Source organism: Acinetobacter sp. neg1 (genome assembly GCF_000788125.1).
Lineage (GTDB): Bacteria > Pseudomonadota > Gammaproteobacteria > Pseudomonadales > Moraxellaceae > Acinetobacter > Acinetobacter vivianii.
The window spans coordinates 860,595-876,280 of sequence record NZ_JSZD01000006.1 but is presented as its reverse complement, the minus strand read 5'-3'; the positions used below and the strand labels follow the sequence as shown (position 1 = coordinate 876,280).

Sequence of the window (15,686 nt, the reverse complement as noted above, 5' to 3'; positions counted from 1 at the left end):
CCTTAGTTGGTTTTATTTCTTAGATATCTGGAGATAGACATGACAGAAAAGCAGGGGGCTGTTGAGGCTGCAGCAAATGCAGCCGCAACAGCAACCAAATTTAGTTATACAACATACACAAGTGCAGGGGTGAGCGTGGTGTCTTGGTGGGCTTCAATTGACTGGATGGCGGTACTTGGTGTTGTAGTGGCCGTGGCAACATTCATTTTAAATCTCTATTACAAGCGTAAAGAGAACCAGCGTGCCGATGAAATCCACCAGTTGCGTAAGAAGCAATATGAACAAACGAAAGAAAGATTAAAAGGGGATTGTGATGACAAGTGAACAGACTCGGGCTTATTTGGCCTTTGCTCTCGTTGGGTTGATGTTTGTATTGGTGATTGCTTTATTTTTCGTGGACATGCCACGAGAGAACAGCAACCTAATCAATACAGCACTGGGCTTTATTGCTGGAGCAATGACAACAGCCTGTGGCTTCTACTTCGGTAGTTCAGAACAGGAAAAGAAGAAAGAAAAAGATTTCTAGATTTGATAATCAATAAACAGCCGCCTTCGGGCGGTTTTTATCCATACAAGATTTTTTATTATTTTATAGGAGAATATTGACTTCATTTCACAGAAATAGAGTGTTAAAAATAAAGAAGGTTATTTTATTCTACTCAAGAATAATTGATTATCAAAAATAGAATTTAAATAGATTCTTAGATGAAAATAAACGAGCATAAATTTAAAAGTGTACTTGTTTATAAAAATTGAAGAGGTAAGATATGAGTCTAATTAATAATACAAATAACAATTATTATGCTACACCAGAAGATTTTGGTGCTATAGGTGATGGTATACATGATGATCGTTCAGCTTGGCAAAGTCTTCTAAATACTAAACCTGTTAATATTAACTGCAATCCGAATGCAACTTATTATCTCAGTGGTGAAGTTTTCACTAGAAATAGTGTCAATATTTATGGCAATGGAGCTGTTTTTCTAAGTTCTAGTCCATTGTGTTCTAATAGCATGAGCTATAAAGACATTATAGGGACTTATAGTAAAGGTGATGTAGTATTAAATCTTTCAGATACTATTGATATCGCTGTTGGAACGCGTGCACTAATTTATTATGGTTGTGATAATAACGATAGTTGGTACATTGCAAACCAGCGCAACCCAAATGAGTTAGGAATAACCTCTCAATTGGTTACAGTGGAAAGTATCAATGGTTCTCAAATTACAATCAATAAGGGTTTGGACCAGCCTCCTTACCAGGGATATGCATTTAGATTACATTTGATTAATGATGAACAGCCTATAATTAATGATTTAAATTTTCATATACAAGGAAAAAATTATGCAAATAAATATTCTTGCAATATGACGTTTAATCGCTGTTCTTTCTCATATGTTGGTTCGGAAGATAGATTAAGTGTTCGATTTCAAACTTGTTTCAATATGATCTGGAAAGAATGTACTTTTAATGAATTAACACAATTAGGTATAAACTATGGTTCGTCTAATTGTGTAGTAGAACAATGTACATTCTTCGATGGATATCCACATGACGGATTACTTGTCACGTATGCTGGTTGTGTTCATATCTTAAGCAAAAAAAATAAATTTCTACATAGAAACGGACCAATATCAAATACTGTTTCAGGCGTATATTTTGGTGCTAAGAGTAGATATTGTGCTTCAGAAGATGACTATGTAGATGGAATTGGATTAGGTTTCCGAGCCATGTTCGGATGCTTATATACGACATTTTCCAGATTCATTTCAAAGCATACAGTTGCCACATATGCTGCAATCATTTCTTGTGCACAATATACGACAATTAAGAGTTGTAAGATTTACGGAACGATACGAACTTTAGATGTTGATCATTTATACATCGTTGATAATTATTTGTTATCTAATTACCATGGGGTGGGAACACCACCATTGATGATTGATTTAAATCGGATTGACTCGGCAGTAAGAGCCAATGATTATGCAATTATAGGTAATATTATTCAGGGAGAACTACGCTCTTGGGTATCGGTCGACAATCTAATTGTGGAAAGAAATAAGGCGGAAATTTTTAATACCGTAACAAATGGATCCTGTGTAAATGTAAAAATCTCAGATAATACATTTGGTTGGTTACGTTTGTATGGTGTTCTTGGGGGATCAATAACAGGGAATAATATTGATTACACCACATTGGATGACTCTGCTTTAAGTAAACCAAGTGCTGTTGAATTTGCGCAGCATAATTATTTAGAAGATTTTTCAGGTAATCGGATCAAGCATCCAGCTTTAGGGATCTATCGAGGAAATACCTCTCCATTATGTGCAATTAATTTCAGCACAGGTAACAATGTTATTGCTCCAATAGATTGTAATCTTGGTGTTACTTCTGCTTCTTCACCATCGAATGAAAGTGCTGCATCAAATTATATCAGCGCGGGTGGAAAGGCATGTCTAGATGGTTATGGTGCAAAACATCAGCGGTACTGGTTATGGTTAGGATCGGAATGGGTACTAGCAGATAATACTGGAATTATTGCAACTTATAATCTCTCCTTTAAGCCAAACGCTAATGGCATATTTTCCGCTTCACCAAGGACACTTAAACCGATTTCTATTGGTGATAGAGTGATTGTTAACTGTCCAATGTTAAATCCGTCAGAAGGAGAATACCTTGCTGAAGTTACAGCTCAAAATACACTGCAAATTTTTTATAAAGATTATACGGGAGCACCAAGTGTTGTGAACCATACGGTATACGTAACAGTTTCTAGATAAGTGACTGTAAGAAATCTTTGTTTAAAATTTTAATTAGCTTAAATCTAAAAAATATTACCCATAACCGGCCTATTAAGGTCGGTTTTTTATTACCTATAGGAAAGTGAAATGAATAGAAAACCATTCTTTGATGAAGCACGTAAGTTGGCTGGTGGTAAATTAACACAGGCTCAAGTGGATGAATTAAACAAAGTAGTTGATAGTCTAAATCCCTCAAAAGGAAAGACTACAAGTCAGGTGGGTATCAATCTGATTATCAGTTTTGAAGATTTGAAGCTTGATGCCTATGATGATGGTGTAGGTGTCTGGACGATCGGCTACGGTACCACGGTATATCCAAATGGTGTGAGAGTTAAGCAAGGAGATAAGTGCACATTAGGCCAAGCCAAGGTATATTTTGCGCATGACTTAAACCGTTTTGAGAAAACAGTGAATCAAAGTGTGAAAGTTTCAATTAATCAAAATCAGTTTGATGCATTGGTCAGTCTCACTTACAACATCGGTGAGCAGGCATTTAAAGATTCAACTTTATTGGCCAAACTAAACAAGGGAGATTATCTCGGTGCTGCCGATCAGTTTCCACGTTGGAATAAGGGCGGTGGCAAAGTACTGAAAGGTCTTGTTCGTCGACGTGCTGATGAACGAGAGCTTTTCTTAAAAAAGTAATTTATCACTGTAGGCGCTCAGTGATATCGATCATATTTAGCGTCTGTATTTTTGTTCTTTTATCTGGCTGCTCGGCGCACACGATCAACAATAATATTCATGTTGGGATATGTGTTAAAGCCCTCTGAAGAGGGCTTTGTTATCTTAGAGATTAGTAATTATATTTTTAAAAAACCATCAGTTATATCGACCTTTCATTATTTTTGAAAAAATTAAGTGATATAAATTTATAATAGAAGTCGTTGCATATTTTCCATACTTTTCCCAGAGAGGGGTTCCTAATAAGTTGAGTAAAAATGCAATTGTAAAAGCGCCTATCATATCTAAAGGAAAATGAACTCCAAGATAAATTCTCGAGAAAGCAACTAACCAAGCTAGAACTAAGAATAGATAACCTATACTTTTTTTACAAAATAAATAGGAGAAAGCAATAGTACTAAAAAAGAGCATATGGCTACTTGGAAATGAACCACTCGGAGCATGCTCAATGAGTGTTCGTCCCACTCCCATAACGAAAGGGCGTGGATGGTAGAAATAACTGGAAATTATTTTTCCTATAAGAAAGGCTAATAAAGTAAAAATCGTTGCTTTAATGATCTGTTTTTTAACATCATAATTACCTTTAAACCATGAAATTAAAAAAAATAAAATAATTATATAAAGCAAATCATTAGCGATGAATATAGCAGCTTTTACGGCCCAATCGGTAGCGATATCTGAAGCATTTAAAGAATGAAATAAACTTAAGTTAAATTGTTCTAAAAACATATAATTTCCCTAAAAAACGGCAAAATTATATCAATTTTTGTTAATGACTTTAGAGCCAAATTGCTATGACTTTGTTAAGACTGCAGATCTGAAATAAAAGCTTTTTCTCTTCAAATTACTGCGACTTATTGATCAGTTGTGATTTGGTATGAAGTAAGGATCTATCCCATCTTTTTATGTCCAAACTTTTAGTGAACATATTCCATAACTTTGGTAGGGCTTTTTTGTTTATTAAAATGAAAGATTGTGAATTACTCATGAATATCTAATTTGGTTGAAAGAATTGATTTCAACAACTTTATAAATTTTATTTTTAAATTTGATTATTTTGTTCAGATAAGCACTATCTAGCTCCTCCCAAATAGAAAAATTGAAAAACTCATAGGTATCAGCATAGATCCATAGCCAATTTGAAACTTTTTTTAATTCAATAGAGTTAAAAGCTGTATCTTTGACTTTCTTGAGCTTATGCAAATTCATATCTTCATCCTGAAGAACTAGCTCTATAATTTCCATAATTTGAACCACTAAAAAAAGGTGGTCTAGCATAACCAATCTTTATACCTTTTTTCATCTCATATAAGTCTTTTATCAGAAATCCTTAAGTTATTTTTAGGTGCTGCAGGATAGAACTTTCAATGGATTGATCAACCGATCCGACACGTCTTTAAGGATTCAGCCCAACTATGATGTTTACACCGAGTACATTCCTGATCGATTGCATTCAATATTTTAGTCTCGCCACATTTCATGCAAGAATAAAAGGTATTTAATTTAAGCGTCGTAGCTTTACAGTAATGTTCCGGGAAAAGAGGTAATCCCCATTTAACATCTTTATTTTCATAGTACAGCATACTCAACGCCCCATCTGTCTCTAGCAGTGCGGTTCTGACTTGGCCTAAATGTTCAACATTTTGTTGTCGCATTTCTGAAAAAAACTCATCATGAGAATAGCTTTGTTTAAGAAAATCTTTATAGACAAGGAGGCCTTCCTTAACTACACAAAGAGCTTTTCCTTCTAATAGGTCCTCTATCTTTTTTTGTTTTACCATGCTCCAGGTTGTCAATCGGTAGAGAGTTAAAATAATAATAAATGCAGTTACCGCATGGATAATTGGAAGATCTTCAGTAAACATAGGATCGCCTGCTGCCGAACCTAAACATAAAATAATCGCAAGCTCGAAAATCGAAAGCTGTCGAATACCCCGTTTACCGGATAATCTTAAGAAACTAATAATGACAAAGAACATAACAACACAGCGTACGATGATTTCTAAAAGGAAGATCCAAGTAGTATCACCAATAAAAATCTTAAAAAGATCCATTTTTTCTATTCCTATTCCAGAAAGATTTCTTATCTAATTAATAAAATAAAGGTTTTTAAGTAAAAAATAGTGGAGATGAGTAGTAATTTATTTATCTTGGTTGTAGGAGTATTAAAAAATATAATTCATTGATTCTAAGATGGAAATAAATAAAGTTTGTTGAGGTATAGCGGTAAAATACTATTTTACTTTTTTAAAGTAGACCTTTATACTTGGTTTTAGATATAAATTTTCAAAAGAAGTTGAAACATTTTATTAATTGGAAACTTAAATTTTACTTGTTGCATCACAAATAATAAAAATAATGTGACTTATATTGTTTTTAATTTACATTAAAACTATGGAAGAAACATATATCACCTAAAGCTTTACATTTATTAATACATGAAAAGTCATACTTAAATCTGGATAATTTAAATACTTTAGGATAATAAAAATGCCACAATACCTACGCTTAGCTGACAATCTATATAACGTATTTGAGCAAAAACAGTTGTTTACGTATGACTCTCAAGAGTTAGTTAATTTAATTTTTAGGGAGTTGAGAAAGATTCTGAAAGATACAGATCTTAAGCTTCTGGTAAATTTTATTGATATGGAGAAAGGGCTTATAAAATCTCAGGAGGGAGATTCAGGTTTTGATCTGAGTTTAATTCCTAATTATAAAAATAAAGGTGAGTTTATACTTTGGCTAGCTGGATTTATTGAGAAAATAACAGAAGGTGGAGTTAAAAAACTTCCTCCTTTATACAAGAATATACCTGAAGATTTTACTTTTACATTCAAGGAAATACAAACTTTACGACAAGTTGAAGAGCAAGAAATTTTTTCAAATAATAATATTAGCCAAGCCCAAGAAGAAATCATCGCATATTTTGACAGTGTAGAATTCAAAAAAAATAATAGAAATATGTGAAGCTTAGACTAGGAGGGGAGTTTAATTTCAATATATGGTATTGCGGATATATGGAAAATCATATATAAAATACAAGAATAAGATCAAAAGTGTCTACTCTTATGGCAACATCATCAAATGTGAGAATTTATCACAACCCAGCATGTGGAACTTCTAGAAATACATTGGCTCTAATTCGCAATACAGGGATTGAGCCAATCATAATTGAATATCTCCTTACACCGCCTAGTCATGACGAATTAATTAAATTGATTCAGGATGCAAAATTAACAGTAAGAGAGGCCATTCGCCAGAATGTAGCTCCCTATCAGGATTTAGACCTTGATCGTAGTGATTTGAGTGATGAGCAGTTACTCGGTTTTATGATTGATCATCCAATATTGATTAATCGACCATTTGTTGTTACTGAATTAGGTACTCGCTTAAGCCGTCCCTCAGAAGTTGTTTTAGATATTCTACCACTACCTCAGAAGGGGGCCTTTACGAAAGAGGATGGTGAAAAAGTGATTGATGAAAAAGGTCAACGAGTGAATTAAAAAATTTAATTTTTGTATATGATTATCCGTATATCCAAATAAGTGAATAGGAGTTATGAATGGACCAAGTTAATTTTTTTAAATGCTTATCAGATGAAACTCGACTCAATATCGTGACTTTAGTCGCTGAGAATAAAGAATTATGTGTTTGTGATTTGACTGAAAAGTTGCAACTGAGTCAGCCAAAGATTTCTAGGCATTTAGCTTTATTGCGTTCTTCTGGTCTCTTACAGGACAGAAGACAAAGCCAATGGGTGTATTACAGCATTAATCCGCAGTTACCAACGTGGTGCCATGACGTTCTGAATCTTTTGGTAAGCAATCAAACCATTGTGAATAAAGACTCCCCAAATATCCAAATAAATAGTTATTGTGAGTAACAGAATATGAAATTTCTTTTTTTGTGTACTGGAAATAGTTGCCGTAGCATCCTGTCAGAAGTCCTTTTTAACAGCCGTGCGCCTGAAGGATGGAAAGCCTACAGTGCAGGTAGTAAGCCATCAGGGCAAGTACATCCATTGACTATAGAAACTTTAGAAAACCTTGGTCTTTCAACAGATGGTTTGTGGAGCAAAACCATTGATGACTGTGAACAATATCAACCTGACGTGGTGATTACTGTTTGTGATTCAGCAGCGCAAGAAGCGTGTCCACTTTATTTGGGTGGAGCGATCAAGGCACATTGGGGCTTAGCTGATCCTTCACATTTAGATTTGCCGAAAGAAGAAAAGCTCAAAGCTTTCCAAGTGACAGTCGATCATATCAACCGCCGTTTAGATGCTTTACTTGCACTTGATACAGCGCATATGTCTCGCCCAGAGTTGATTGCAGCAATCAATCAAATTTCGCATATTGAATGAGAATATCATGGCTCAACCAAGATTATCCTTTCTAGATCGCAACCTCACGCTATGGATTTTTATTGCTATGGCGTTGGGGATTGCGATAGGTGTGTTCTTTCCACAAGCTTCGGTTGTTTTGGATCAAATGAGTGTGGATTCCGTCAATATCCCGATTGCAATAGGGTTAATTTTGATGATGTATCCACCATTAGCTAAAGTGGACTATGCCGCTTTGCCACAAGTGTTTAAAGACAAGAAGACATTGACGCTTTCCTTAGTGCAAAACTGGGTGATAGCACCAGTACTAATGTTTGCATTAGCCATTATTTTTTTGCATAGCTATCCAGAGTACATGACAGGCTTAATCCTGATTGGTTTAGCTCGTTGTATTGCAATGGTCTTGGTCTGGAATGGTTTAGCCTGTGGTGATAACCAATATGTAGCTGCATTGGTGGCATTCAATAGTATTTTCCAGATTCTGTTTTTTAGTGCCTATGCTTGGTTGTTCTTGACCTTCTTACCGCCATATTTTGGCGTTGCGGGGCAGGTGATTAATGTCGATTTCTGGACCATTACCCATGCAGTATTGGTGTACTTAGGGATTCCATTCTTCCTTGGCTTTATGACGCGATTTACTCTAGTGAAAGCGAAAGGTCTGGATTGGTATCAAAATGTCTTCTTACCTAAGATCAGTCCACTGAGTCTTCTGGCTTTATTGTTCACGATTGTGGCGATGTTTAGCCTAAAAGGTAACGATGTGGTGAGCTTACCGATGGATGTCTTGCGGATTGCGATTCCATTGACGATTTACTTTATCGTGATGTTCTTCATTAGCTTCTTTATGAGCAAATGGATGGGTAATGACTATCCTAAAACAACAGCAATTTCGTTTACTGCTGCGGGGAATAACTTTGAATTAGCGCTTGCTGTCGCGATTGCAACTTTTGGTTTAGCTTCACCAGTGGCTTTTACTACGGTAATCGGACCATTGGTTGAAGTACCTGTGTTGATTGCTTTAGTCAGTGTGTCTTTGTGGCTAAGAAAAAAGTTTTTTAAAGAAGAGGTGTAATTTCTATGACTCTCCCGAATGTAGATATGAACCTTTTGGATCAACCTACTTTAGAAAAAGTACAAGCTAAACAGCTGGATCATCCACCACGTATTTTGCTGCTGTATGGTTCTAATCGCGAGCGTTCATACAGCCGATTGGCGGTGATGGAAGCAGGGCGTATTTTGGAACAGTTTGGTGCTGAGGTTAAAATTTTTCATCCTAAAGGCTTACCCTTACCAGAAGATGCGGACATGGAGCATCCTAAAGCCAAAGAGCTACATGAGCTTTTGGCATGGTCAGAGGGCATGGTGTGGTGTTCGCCTGAACGTCATGGCTCGATGAGCTCTATTTTTAAATCTCAAATTGATTGGATTCCATTGGCTGGCGGTGCGATTCGAGCAACCCAAGGAAAAACGTTGGCATTGATGCAGGTTAGTGGTGGTTCGCAATCTTTCAATAGCGTGAATCAAATGCGTATTTTAGGGCGTTGGATGCGGATGATCACCATTCCAAATCAATCTTCCATTCCTAAAGCTTTTTTAGAGTTTGAAGAAGATGGACGAATGAAACCATCGTCGTATTACGACCGTATTGTTGATGTGATGGAGGAGCTTTATAAATTTACCTTGCTTACCCGTGGGCAAAGCCAGTATCTAACCGATCGTTATTCAGAGAGAAAAGAATCCGCAGAAGAGCTGTCTAAAAGAGTAAATCAAAAAAATATATGATCTGATATAGATGTGAGCCCTCTGAGGAGGGCTTTTATCATTGGCTAATTTCTTTGCAAATTTTCTTAATTATCCTTAATTTTTGTTTTTTAAGATTAGGCTATCTTTTTCAATCTTTTCTGCTGCTTTCCAACTCGGAAGAAGGCTCAAACGTTCAACATAGCTTTGAAGATGTGGATAATTTTCACCTTGGGCCATATTATGGATTAAGCCATGAAGTCCGAATCCCATCATAAAGTCTGCTCCAGTTAAACGATCGCCTACTAAAAATTCTTTATTCTCTAGATAATTATTTAAAAAACCAAAGACTTTATCAAATTCAACTTGAGCATAGTCTTCTAGAAATGCCAATTTGGTTCCCTGTTTCATTTCTATCGCATTAAAAGTTTTTAGTAGAAATGGGACCATGGCTGAGCTTTCAGCGAAATGAATCCATTGTAGGTAATCTGCATATGCAGCATCATTTATATCTGGTGCTAGGTGAGGGGCAAGCTTTTGAATTAATAACTCTACTATAGCACCCGATTCTGCAATGACTTTACCTTCCCACTCAATCACGGGAGATTTTCCTAAAGGATGGATCTTTTTTAATGACTCAGGAGCCAAATGCGTGGTTAAGTCCCGGTAATAGCACTTCAACTGATAAGGTTCTTTAATTTCTTCAAGTAACCACAAAATTCGAAAAGAGCGTGATTGATTTAAGTGATGTAATGTAATCATGATAATTCCAATTTTAAAAATTTATGGGTAATTTCCCATGTCCTAGTCGTATCGTAGAGCTAGCTGTTGCTGTAGCAAGGTCTTAGACAGAGTGGTAACACCATACAGTTAAACATGAGTTGTTCTTAGGAAGTTTGATTAAACTCTCAAATATAGAATAATAGTATGTATATTGACCTTCTAGCACTGCTAATCACGATTAAGCTTGCTTATGAATGGTAAAGAGCCTATAAACCTAACTCGTCGGTGCGGGATGGAGCAGTCTGGTAGCTCGTCGGGCTCATAACCCGAAGGTCGTTGGTTCAAATCCAGCTCCCGCTACCAACCGATTTAATTAATTTTGCTCTTTGATGTATTTAAAGTTGCTATTCTGGAAAGAACAAATAGCAATTGAAATTAGCTTATATAATCCTAAATAAAGCTATATATTATTAAATTCTAGAAACTCAGTTATTATCTCTTATCTGTCTAGCATGTAGTAAATAAAATCAATCATTTGAGCTCTTAAGTAGAGTGATTTTGTGTTAACAATTATTAATGACTGGCGCGTAGCCAAAGCCATCAATGGCAATGAAATTTGTGTGAAAATTATCCCTTTGAAACGTCAACAGAGTACGTTGCAAGGTTTCAAATGGGTAGAGGTTGGAAAAAGAGTACTACTAAATTGTGGCCAAGAAATTGACTTTAATTTAGATGGAAATAGTTTCTATACTGATGTTAATCAACTTTATCGATTAATCTAACTAATTCACACATTTGTAGTATCTTTTTAATAAAGATGAAATGGATTAAAGCATTTTTAAAATTATGATTTAATCCCTAAATAAAGTATATAAGGTTTAAAATATGTCTGATACATCTACTGGTACAGTTAAGTGGTTCAATGAAGCTAAAGGTTTTGGTTTCATCCAGGCTGATTCTGGTGAAGATTTATTTGCTCATTTCAGCGAGATTCAAAGCAGTGGCTTTAAAGTTCTGAATGAAGGTCAACGAGTAAGTTTCGTTTCTGGTCAGGGTAAGAAAGGTCCACAAGCTACTTATATTAAAGCTATTTAATTTATAGAAAAATAAAAAGCTCACTATATGTGGGCTTTTTATTTTCTTACATACACAAAATTATGTAATTTAATATAGACTTTCCTCCCCCGGGGGACGAGTCTTAAATCTACGGTGGAACCACATATATTGTGTAGGATACATGCTAATTTGGTTTTCAAGTATTTGATTAACTCTAGTCGCATCAACTAGTTCATCGGTACTTGGAAAATTGTCTAATGCAGGCTCTAAGAGAACATGATATTGGGGGTTCTTTATATCACCTGTCCTATAGAAATATAATGGAATGGCAACTGCGTCTGCAATTTTCATTAAACGCCTATGAGCTGTCAGGGTGGCTGCAGGAACATTGAAGAAAGGGGCCATTACACCTTGTTTTAAACCGAAGTCTTGATCTGGGCTATACCATATAGCATGACCTTGCTTTAAATTTTTGATAAGCTCCTTCATATCATTTTTCGGAATTTGATTCTGATAAACTCTAGAACGCCCTCTAATGATCAAGAAATTTAAAAGAAGGTTATTTTGCGGTCTATACACAACATCTAAATTAAAGAAGCAACTACTTACGAAACCTCCAGCATCTAAAAGTGTAGTATGACTCCCAAGGAGCAGTATACCTTTGTCTTTATGCTTTTTAAGGTGTTCTAATCCATCTATATGAATTCTATTTGCAAACCATTTAGGTGAGTACCAAGAATTTATAGCCTCAAAATAACCAAGCATTCCATTAAAAAAAATTTGTTTAGCATCTAATTCAATTTGATAGGACGATTTCTGAGGAAAACATAAGTGTAAGTTACGAAGAGTTGTCTTTCGGCGAGATCCTAAAGTCTTCCATGCTATTTTTGATAAAATTTCTGCAAGACGCCATTGAAGCGCCCAGGGCAATAATGCCAACACTAATAAAATTCCAATAGAAACCCAGATAAACCAATATTTAGGTAGCAAAAATGACCAGAGAAACGTACCTGCGATATACGGATATGTGTAATTCATAGCAGAGTGTTTCTTAAGAAGAGTCTTGTATAGAGTAGCATAGATAATTTTTATTCAGTTATTTAATTATGACACGATAATCTACTGGTAAGATTAATGAGTAGTGCTAATTAACCTAAATGAAAATAACAGCTTATAAGAATTGGTATTATATTAAATTACTTGAAAGTGGGATTTTATAGTTACATATCTCAACTAGCATAGAATAGTTTTGGGTTTGATTGTTATTGCTATAAGTTTTTCGATGTATTCCCAAGCATATCTATTTTTTACGTAGTTTGGTTGGGTATTATCTTTTTTATCGTTAATCAGGCTTGTATTCAGTTTTCTTAAGAAAAAGTTTTTATAAAGGTTAACTTGGTAACACTGAACTCAAGAATAATATGATCTGCCTCTTGAAATATATGAGAGTCCATTAAATAAAACTAATCCTGCTTGTATAATGTCTTCTTTTTAAACATTTTATTATTCTTGTAAAAATAAAGTATTACAATTCAATGGCGGTTTATAGACTTTTTGTGGTGATCCTGAGTTAAAATAATATAACTGTATATTCAGTATCGTTTGGTGAGCTAGCTATGAAAGATGGAATTTACTTACTAACATTTAAAAGCAGTGATAAAGATTTTGGAAATGGAATACTTGTTGTTGATGATGAGATAGCTGATGGAGGAGATACAACCTATTCTTACAATGGGTATATTGAAGAGAATCGGCTAATCTTAAGTCTCAGCAAGCACAATATAAATGTACATTCTCTTTTTGGAGGTTCTGGATCACTAAAACTTAACTTAACTTTTCAAGAGGATAATCAAGGCTATATGTTGCATGGGAATGTTGAAAATTTACAGACTGTACCTTTACTCGTCCAAGCAAAACTAATTGGTAAAAAAAGTTAGCTTTTTCATTGCTTAAAGTTTTTCTTAAATTAGAAAGCCTATTTTAGGCTTTTTTTAATAAAATAATTTCAATAGCTTGAACTTTAAAGAATTAATTGAGTTTATTGGTTAAATGTGTTTTGAAAGAAGTTATTAATACTAATCTGAAGCTTAAGCTCAAACACCTTGATTTTAATTAAGGGTTTAATGAGAAAGGATTTAGAGATAATAATATAGGTGTAAAACTTTAGGGGTGTAATTTCATATTTATTAGTTAATTGTGGTTTTTTGAATTTAGTAGGAATTAATTAATTACAACTTAATGCAAGTTCGTGCTATCTATATATCAACTAAAGGCTTATTGTGAATGAGTGATAGATAATTATCTACACATCATTATACAGGAGAGACACTAATGTCTCAGAATCAAGATAATTCAAAACAACAGTCTAATCAACAAAATCAACCACCTGGACAACAACAGCAATCTGACCCTAAACAGAACCCCCTTGTACAGCCAGATTCACAACAGCCGGTGATTAATCAGCCTAAAGAAAATAATGAACAATCTAAATGATCATTATTGATTTAGAATTTTAACTATTTAGTATAGTTAATAAGTTAGCGTTAGAGAGCTATAAATAGCTCTCTAATTGTCGTTTCCAGTTTGTTGATAAAGTGAGTGATTGTGGATTGTATATATAAGAGTAAAATAATATGATTTTGGCCTTTTTTATAATAACAGTATTGTTATGGGTGCTATATTTTAAGTTTGAAAAGAAGATAAGAAAAAAAGGTAGGATACAAGAAATGCCTAATACCACGCTAAATATTCTAGGAAAAATATTTAATGAAGCAGGAGAAGAGTATGCACATGAAGTAATAGTTATACTTTATCAAAATGAATTAAAAACAGTGATAGGGATAGAAAGTGAAGAGTTTATTAAAGTCAAAAAGGATGCAATTATTGCTCAAGAAGCTACAGGAGAGGTTGGGGTATATATTGATACTTTAAGGGTCGGATATCTAAATGAGAGTAGCGCCAAAGAATTTTGTAATTTTATAAAAATAAAAAGTTTATCTGAACATGACGCTTTTGAGGTTGATGCAATCGTCATTGGAAATCCAAAGGGTGATAAATGGTATGTAAAACTAAACATGCCACATGATATGCAAAAATTTAGATATAAACTTTATTAATTAAATTTTATAAGATTGTATCTTATATATCCAATTGAATAATAATTATAAAATTAAAAATATGTAAGTTATTGTATTAATTGGGGATTGCAAATAAAGACATTACTTAAACTTAAGCCCTAAAAGAATAATCTGATCTTTTTTCCTGATAAGGGCTTTATTTCATTCATGTGATCCGAACTTGAGTTTTGAATTAACATATAGTGTTGGTCGATTTTCTCTATATTGGCCTAAAACAATTTCTTCTATTTCATTCATTGGCTCTAACTCTTTATCACTGAAGCACTAGGTGGGCTTGTTCATCGCCGTGCAGCCAAAAAGGACCTTTTCTTAAAAATGGGATATGTGTAAAAGCCCTTTAATGAAGGCATTTCAAGATCACATGAATTAATACTTAATTTGTTAAGAATTGTTCAAATAAATAGATTTAGTATTATTTAGCTTATAAAACATTAGTTATTATTTTAACAAGTATAAGGTTAAATTATGTTTGAAAAGATAAAATTATTTTTTTCAAATAAAACGGGTTATGAGCTTGAGTTTTCAAATGCCTTCAAAAATACGTTAAAAAATGGTTTAGGCACATATAAATCATTTAAAAAAATCAATCAACGGCTTGTAACAGATGAGTCCTTGCTAGAATTTCATGATTATATAAAACACTTAAATTTAACACCGGACCTATTAGTTGCTCAATGTCTTGGGGTTCACTATGCTTTAAAACCTTATGTAGATGAATTTTATGGGGTTAATAGTATTTTAACAATCGGCCATATTGAAAGAAAAGTTGGAGGTAAAGCTTTTTACGAACCTATGGAGGAACGAATTACATATTTTAGTCAACCACGCGATATTATGAAACCGACCAATATTCATGTTTGGCTAACACTACCTACTCTCGAGATTTTAGATTTTACACTACCAACTACTTTGTCATATGTGTGTGGAATAAAAGAGTGGGAAGGCGCAGTTATTGCGCAACATGGAGATGATGAGAATGATCATTTTTATAAGCCCGAATTTGTTGGTATAGAATTCTTGTATAAAGCGGGATTACTAAAGGTGGAGTTGACAGAAATTTTCTAAAGGAGTTTTGTGTATTTTACTAGGCATATTTCACACGCAGCTATCATCTTAATTAGTTGTAAAATATTTAAAGAATGCCAATCTAAGTTGGCATTCTTTTACATCATTATATTGTAGCTACTTTAAATGATGTGA

21 protein-coding genes and 1 tRNA gene are annotated in these 15,686 nt (G+C 34.2%); 17 read left to right on the top strand and 5 right to left on the bottom strand.

The features are described 5' to 3' along the window. The first annotated feature begins 39 nt into the window (after positions 1 to 39). The 4 genes from PJ15_RS05045 (at position 40) to PJ15_RS05030 (ending at position 3,446) form a co-directional block, all read left to right on the top strand. On the top strand, positions 40 to 324 hold the full coding sequence (locus PJ15_RS05045; RefSeq protein ID WP_047428649.1) for a holin: 285 nt from the start codon (positions 40 to 42) through the stop codon (positions 322 to 324). Continuing rightward, the gene (locus PJ15_RS05040; protein WP_047428646.1) at positions 314 to 526 is read left to right on the top strand and encodes a hypothetical protein; all 213 of its coding nucleotides are present in this window, start codon (positions 314 to 316) and stop codon (positions 524 to 526) included. Before PJ15_RS05045 ends, PJ15_RS05040 begins: the two co-directional genes overlap by 11 nt. A gap of 241 nt (positions 527 to 767) precedes the next feature. Then, entirely contained in the window at positions 768 to 2,780 is a 2,013-nt protein-coding gene (locus tag PJ15_RS05035; protein WP_047428643.1) for a hypothetical protein, read from the top strand. Between the two features lie 108 nt (positions 2,781 to 2,888). After that, entirely contained in the window at positions 2,889 to 3,446 is a 558-nt protein-coding gene (locus PJ15_RS05030) for a lysozyme (RefSeq protein WP_047428640.1), read from the top strand. Between the two features lie 177 nt (positions 3,447 to 3,623). On the opposite strand, the gene PJ15_RS05025 is transcribed toward PJ15_RS05030, so the two are convergent. From PJ15_RS05025 to PJ15_RS05015, 3 genes are all read right to left on the bottom strand, one after another. Continuing rightward, positions 3,624 to 4,214, bottom strand: coding sequence for an undecaprenyl-diphosphatase (locus tag PJ15_RS05025; protein ID WP_047428637.1), 591 nt, complete (start codon positions 4,212 to 4,214; stop codon positions 3,624 to 3,626). A gap of 255 nt (positions 4,215 to 4,469) precedes the next feature. Then, positions 4,470 to 4,730, bottom strand: coding sequence for a hypothetical protein (locus PJ15_RS05020; protein ID WP_047429173.1), 261 nt, complete (start codon positions 4,728 to 4,730; stop codon positions 4,470 to 4,472). 131 nt (positions 4,731 to 4,861) lie between these two features. Continuing rightward, positions 4,862 to 5,539, bottom strand: a complete 678-nt coding sequence (locus PJ15_RS05015) for a DUF421 domain-containing protein (RefSeq protein WP_047428634.1) — start codon at positions 5,537 to 5,539, stop codon at positions 4,862 to 4,864. A gap of 436 nt (positions 5,540 to 5,975) precedes the next feature. On the opposite strand from PJ15_RS05015, the gene PJ15_RS05010 reads away from it, so the two are divergent. From PJ15_RS05010 to arsH, 6 genes are all read left to right on the top strand, one after another. Then, the gene (locus PJ15_RS05010) at positions 5,976 to 6,455 is read left to right on the top strand and encodes a hypothetical protein (RefSeq protein WP_047428631.1); all 480 of its coding nucleotides are present in this window, start codon (positions 5,976 to 5,978) and stop codon (positions 6,453 to 6,455) included. Positions 6,456 to 6,556: 101 nt separating this feature from the next. Further along, positions 6,557 to 6,991 carry an arsenate reductase (glutaredoxin) gene (gene arsC / locus PJ15_RS05005; RefSeq protein WP_047428628.1) on the top strand — a complete coding sequence of 145 codons (435 nt, stop codon included), beginning with the start codon at positions 6,557 to 6,559 and terminating at the stop codon, positions 6,989 to 6,991. A 59-nt stretch (positions 6,992 to 7,050) separates the two neighbouring features. Further along, complete coding sequence (locus PJ15_RS05000) at positions 7,051 to 7,371, top strand: metalloregulator ArsR/SmtB family transcription factor (protein WP_047428626.1); 321 nt, start codon at positions 7,051 to 7,053, stop codon at positions 7,369 to 7,371. A 6-nt stretch (positions 7,372 to 7,377) separates the two neighbouring features. After that, positions 7,378 to 7,851: an arsenate reductase ArsC gene (locus PJ15_RS04995; protein WP_047428623.1), complete on the top strand. Its 474-nt coding sequence runs from the start codon at positions 7,378 to 7,380 to the stop codon at positions 7,849 to 7,851. A 7-nt stretch (positions 7,852 to 7,858) separates the two neighbouring features. After that, a complete protein-coding gene (arsB, locus tag PJ15_RS04990) occupies positions 7,859 to 8,902 on the top strand; it encodes an ACR3 family arsenite efflux transporter (RefSeq protein WP_047428620.1) in 1,044 nt (347 codons plus the stop codon). A gap of 5 nt (positions 8,903 to 8,907) precedes the next feature. Further along, positions 8,908 to 9,612, top strand: coding sequence for an arsenical resistance protein ArsH (gene arsH / locus PJ15_RS04985; RefSeq protein ID WP_047428617.1), 705 nt, complete (start codon positions 8,908 to 8,910; stop codon positions 9,610 to 9,612). Between the two features lie 75 nt (positions 9,613 to 9,687). On the opposite strand, the gene PJ15_RS04980 is transcribed toward arsH, so the two are convergent. Next, a complete protein-coding gene (locus PJ15_RS04980; RefSeq protein WP_032866719.1) occupies positions 9,688 to 10,332 on the bottom strand; it encodes a glutathione S-transferase family protein in 645 nt (214 codons plus the stop codon). A 247-nt stretch (positions 10,333 to 10,579) separates the two neighbouring features. On the opposite strand from PJ15_RS04980, the gene PJ15_RS04975 reads away from it, so the two are divergent. The 3 genes from PJ15_RS04975 (at position 10,580) to PJ15_RS04965 (ending at position 11,388) form a co-directional block, all read left to right on the top strand. Continuing rightward, a tRNA-Met gene (locus PJ15_RS04975) sits at positions 10,580 to 10,656 on the top strand. A 197-nt stretch (positions 10,657 to 10,853) separates the two neighbouring features. After that, a complete protein-coding gene (locus tag PJ15_RS04970; protein WP_047428614.1) occupies positions 10,854 to 11,075 on the top strand; it encodes a hypothetical protein in 222 nt (73 codons plus the stop codon). A 103-nt stretch (positions 11,076 to 11,178) separates the two neighbouring features. Next, the gene (locus PJ15_RS04965; RefSeq protein ID WP_032866722.1) at positions 11,179 to 11,388 is read left to right on the top strand and encodes a cold-shock protein; all 210 of its coding nucleotides are present in this window, start codon (positions 11,179 to 11,181) and stop codon (positions 11,386 to 11,388) included. Positions 11,389 to 11,457: 69 nt separating this feature from the next. Here PJ15_RS04965 and PJ15_RS04960 read toward each other — a convergent pair whose 3' ends face one another. Then, on the bottom strand, positions 11,458 to 12,387 hold the full coding sequence (locus PJ15_RS04960; protein ID WP_047428611.1) for a lauroyl acyltransferase: 930 nt from the start codon (positions 12,385 to 12,387) through the stop codon (positions 11,458 to 11,460). Between the two features lie 578 nt (positions 12,388 to 12,965). Here PJ15_RS04960 and PJ15_RS04955 point away from each other — a divergent pair. The 4 genes from PJ15_RS04955 to PJ15_RS04945 all read left to right on the top strand — a co-directional run bounded on the left by PJ15_RS04955 (position 12,966) and on the right by PJ15_RS04945 (position 15,551). Continuing rightward, positions 12,966 to 13,286 carry a GrlR family regulatory protein gene (locus PJ15_RS04955; RefSeq protein ID WP_032866724.1) on the top strand — a complete coding sequence of 107 codons (321 nt, stop codon included), beginning with the start codon at positions 12,966 to 12,968 and terminating at the stop codon, positions 13,284 to 13,286. Positions 13,287 to 13,680: 394 nt separating this feature from the next. Further along, complete coding sequence (locus PJ15_RS18585) at positions 13,681 to 13,842, top strand: hypothetical protein (RefSeq protein ID WP_171248560.1); 162 nt, start codon at positions 13,681 to 13,683, stop codon at positions 13,840 to 13,842. Between the two features lie 233 nt (positions 13,843 to 14,075). Beyond that, the gene (locus PJ15_RS04950) at positions 14,076 to 14,465 is read left to right on the top strand and encodes a hypothetical protein (RefSeq protein ID WP_227504683.1); all 390 of its coding nucleotides are present in this window, start codon (positions 14,076 to 14,078) and stop codon (positions 14,463 to 14,465) included. Between the two features lie 486 nt (positions 14,466 to 14,951). Further along, positions 14,952 to 15,551: a hypothetical protein gene (locus tag PJ15_RS04945; RefSeq protein WP_047428605.1), complete on the top strand. Its 600-nt coding sequence runs from the start codon at positions 14,952 to 14,954 to the stop codon at positions 15,549 to 15,551. Positions 15,552 to 15,686: the final 135 nt, after the last annotated feature.